This is a genomic window from Lentzea aerocolonigenes (assembly GCF_000955955.1).
Classification (GTDB): Bacteria; Actinomycetota; Actinomycetes; order Mycobacteriales; family Pseudonocardiaceae; genus Lentzea; species Lentzea aerocolonigenes_A.
This window is the reverse complement of record NZ_JYJG01000601.1, coordinates 1-3,669: the sequence shown is the minus strand read 5'-3', so window position 1 is coordinate 3,669 and position 3,669 is coordinate 1. Positions and strand designations below refer to the sequence as shown.

1 protein-coding gene is annotated in these 3,669 nt (G+C 69.3%); it reads left to right on the top strand.

Annotated features, from left to right (window positions below):
• On the top strand, positions 1-3,669 hold a 3,669-nt coding region (locus UK23_RS47790), incomplete at both ends, for an SDR family NAD(P)-dependent oxidoreductase (RefSeq protein ID WP_045318516.1).

The following is a 3,669-nucleotide window of genomic DNA, read 5'->3' as shown; positions in this document are numbered from 1 at the left end:
CCGTTGATGGAGCCGATGCTGGCGGACTTCCGCGAGGCGATCAGCGGGCTGACGTTCAACAAGCCGCTTGTCCGCATGTCAACATCCGGACAAGTGGACAACGTCGACTACTGGGTCGGCCACGTCCGAGACACCGTGCGGTTCCACGACAACGTCACCGCGCTGGGTGACGTGAAGTTCGTCGAGGTCGGGCCCGATGGGGTGTTGTCCGCGATGGTGGACGGCTGCGTGCCCGCGGTGCGGCGCAATGGTGATGAAGTCAAGTCAATGTTGACTGCGTTGAGCCGAATCAATGTTGACGGCGTCAATGTTGATTGGAACAAGTTCTGTCAACATGGCCGCAAGGTCGACCTGCCGACGTACGCGTTCGAGCAGCAGCGGTTCTGGCCCGAGGTCTCGACCAGGTCGGACGTGCGGTCGGCCGGACTCGGCGCTGTTGAGCACCCGCTGCTCGGGGCTGCAGTCGAGCTGGCCGGAGGAGAGGGTCTGCTGTTCACGAGCAGGCTGTCGGTGCGGACCCACCCGTGGCTGCGGGACCACGTGCTGCACGGCAAGGTCCTCGTGCCTGGCGCGGCGCTCGTCGAACTCGCGTTGCGGGCAGCGGACGAGGTGGGGCTCGACCGCGTCGAAGAGCTGACGATCGCGGCGCCGCTGGTGCTGCCCGAGTCCGGTGCCGTGCAGGTGCAGATCCGCGTGGGGGCGGAGGGTGAGCGCCGCGCGGTGGCGATTCACAGCCGTCCTGAGGACAGCGATCTGCCGTGGACCGAGCACGCTGCCGGATTCTTGGCGAGTGGAACGTCCGTTGTGGACTTCGATGCAACCGCGTGGCCACCTGCCAGGGCTGAGGCGGTGTCGGTCGAGGGTGCTTACGAGCTGTTCGCGGAGCTCGGGTTCCACTATGGGCACGCGTTCCAGGGGTTGTGGGCCGCGTGGAAGCTGGGCGACCAGGTGTTCGCCGAGGTGGCGCTGCCCGAGGACGTGAGTGCGACCGGGTTCGGCATCCACCCCGCGCTGCTGGACGCGGCGCTGCACGCGGTGGCGTTCGCCGACCAGCGGACCGGGGGCGCGGTGCCGTTCTCGTGGGAAAGCGTTGCGCTGCACGCGGTCGGGGCCACGTCGTTGCGGGTGCGGGTGCGGACCACCAGCGACAGCTCGATGGAGATCGCCATCGCCGACGCGACCGGTGCGCCGGTGGTGACGGTCGGGTCGCTGGTGACGCGGGCCGTGTCGGCGCGGCAGCTCAGCGCCGCGCAGGAGGCGTTGTTCGGGCTGGACTGGGTGCCGATCACGCTGACCGACGCGGTTCCGGCGGCACACGTCGTCGAGCGGGTTCAAGCAGAAGGTTCGCCGGTCGAGGCCGCGCACGTGTTGACGGCTCAGGTGCTCGCGAAGATCCAAGAGTGGATCGCGGCAGAGCGTGCTGAGAAGCTCGTTTTCGTTACACGCCAGGGTGATCTGGGTGCCTCGGCGGTGTGGGGCCTGGTGCGGGCCGCGCAGTCGGAGCACCCCGGCCGGTTCGCGCTCGTCGAGACCGACGGTGACCTTCCGGACGCGGTGCTCGCGAGTGCGGAGCCGCAGCTGAAGGTGCGGGGCGGCGAGGTGTTCGTGCCGCGCGTCGTGAGGATCGCCGCCGGCGAGAGTGTCGCTTTGGAAGGACCAGTGCTGATCACCGGCGGTACCGGTGGGCTCGGCCAGGTCATCGCGCGGCATCTCGTTGCCGCGCATGGTGTTCGTGACCTGGTGCTGGTCAGCCGTCGTGGCGAGGCGCCGGACTGGGCAGCCGGGTTGGACGCCTCGGTCACCGTGGTGGCGTGCGATGTCGCTGACCGGCACGCTGTCGCGAACCTCCTTGCGGGCCACGAGATCCGCTCCGTCGTGCACGCGGCCGGTGTGCTGGACGACGGCGTCATCGAGTCGCTCACGCCGGAGCGGATGTCCGCTGTACTGCGGCCCAAGGTCGACGCCGCGTGGAACCTGCACGAGCTCGCTCGGGACGTCTCGGCGTTCGTCGTCTACTCGTCCGGCGCGGGTGTCTTCGGTTCGTCCGGCCAGGGCAACTACGCGGCGGGCAACACGTTCCTCGACGCGCTGATCGAGCACCGGCGTGCCGCTGGGCTGCCGGGTGTGTCGCTGGCATGGGGTGCGTGGGCGGAGACGGGCATGCTGTCCGGGGCCGACGCCGAACGTCTCGCGAAGTCCGGAATGCCACCGATCACGCCCGCGGAGGGCGTGGAACTCTTCGACGCCGCACTGTCTTCCGGCGCGTCGCTGGTGCTGCCGTTGCGGCTCGATCTGCCGGTGTTCCGTGCGCGCGGCGAGGTTCCGGCGGTGCTGCAGGGGCTGGTGAAGGTCCGCGCACGGCGCACGGCTGCTTCGGGCACGTCGTCCTCGTTGGCGCGGAAGCTGGCAGGTCTGGATGACGCCGGTCGCCTGGAAGCGTTGCTGGAGCTGGTGCGTGCCGAAGTCGGTGCGGTACTCGGTCACAGTGGCGGCGAGACGATCGACCCGTCGCGGGCGTTCCAGTCGCTGGGCTTCGACTCGCTGACGGCGGTCGAGCTGCGCAACCGCCTCGGTGAGGTCACCGGACTGCGGCTGCCGGCGACGTTGACGTTCGACTACCCGACGGCCGCTGTGCTGGCGAGCTTCTTGCGGGACGAGCTTTTCGGTGCCGCGGACGTGGTGCCCGCGTCGCCTGCGTCGGTGTCTACTTCGGACGATCCGATCGTCGTCGTCGGTATGGCCTGTCGTTATCCCGGTGGCGTTTCGTCGCCAGAGGACCTGTGGCAGCTGGTGGCTGACGGCGTCGACGCCATCACCGAGTTCCCGGCGAACCGCGGCTGGGACACCGACGGCATCTACCACCCCGACCCCGACCACGCGGGCACGACCTACTCGATCTCGGGTGGGTTCCTGCACGAGGCGGGCGCGTTCGACCCGGCGTTCTTCGGCATGTCACCGCGCGAGGCGCTCGCCACGGACTCCCAGCAGCGCCTGCTGCTCGAGACGACCTGGGAGGCGCTGGAGCGGTCCGGCATCGACCCGGCTTCGTTGCGCGGTAGTGCGACCGGCGTCTTCACCGGCGTCATGTACAACGACTACGCGTCCATTCTGGACGGTGGCGAGTTCGAGGGGCACCAGGGTCAGGGCAGCGCGGGGTCGATCGCTTCGGGCCGCGTCTCCTACACGTTCGGCTTCGAGGGACCGGCTGTCACGGTCGACACCGCCTGCTCTTCCTCTTTGGTGGCACTGCACCTGGCTTCGCAGGCGCTGCGCTCGGGCGAGTGCTCACTGGCGGTCGCCGGTGGTGTGACGGTCATGTCGACGCCCACCACGTACGTCGAGTTCTCCCGCCAGCGCGGCCTTTCGGCCGACGGGCGTTGCAAGGCGTTCTCCGACGACGCCGACGGCACCGGCTGGGGTGAGGGCGTCGGCCTGCTGGTGCTGGAACGCCAGTCCGACGCTCTGCGTCTCGGCCACACCGTTCTGGCAGTTGTGCGCGGCTCGGCGGTGAACCAGGACGGCGCTTCCAACGGCTTGACCGCGCCGAACGGTCCTTCGCAGCAGCGCGTGATCCGTGCCGCGCTCGCTTCGGCCGGCCTGGTGCCCGGCGACGTCGACGCAGTCGAGGCGCACGGCACCGCGACGAAGCTCGGTGACCCGATCGAGGCA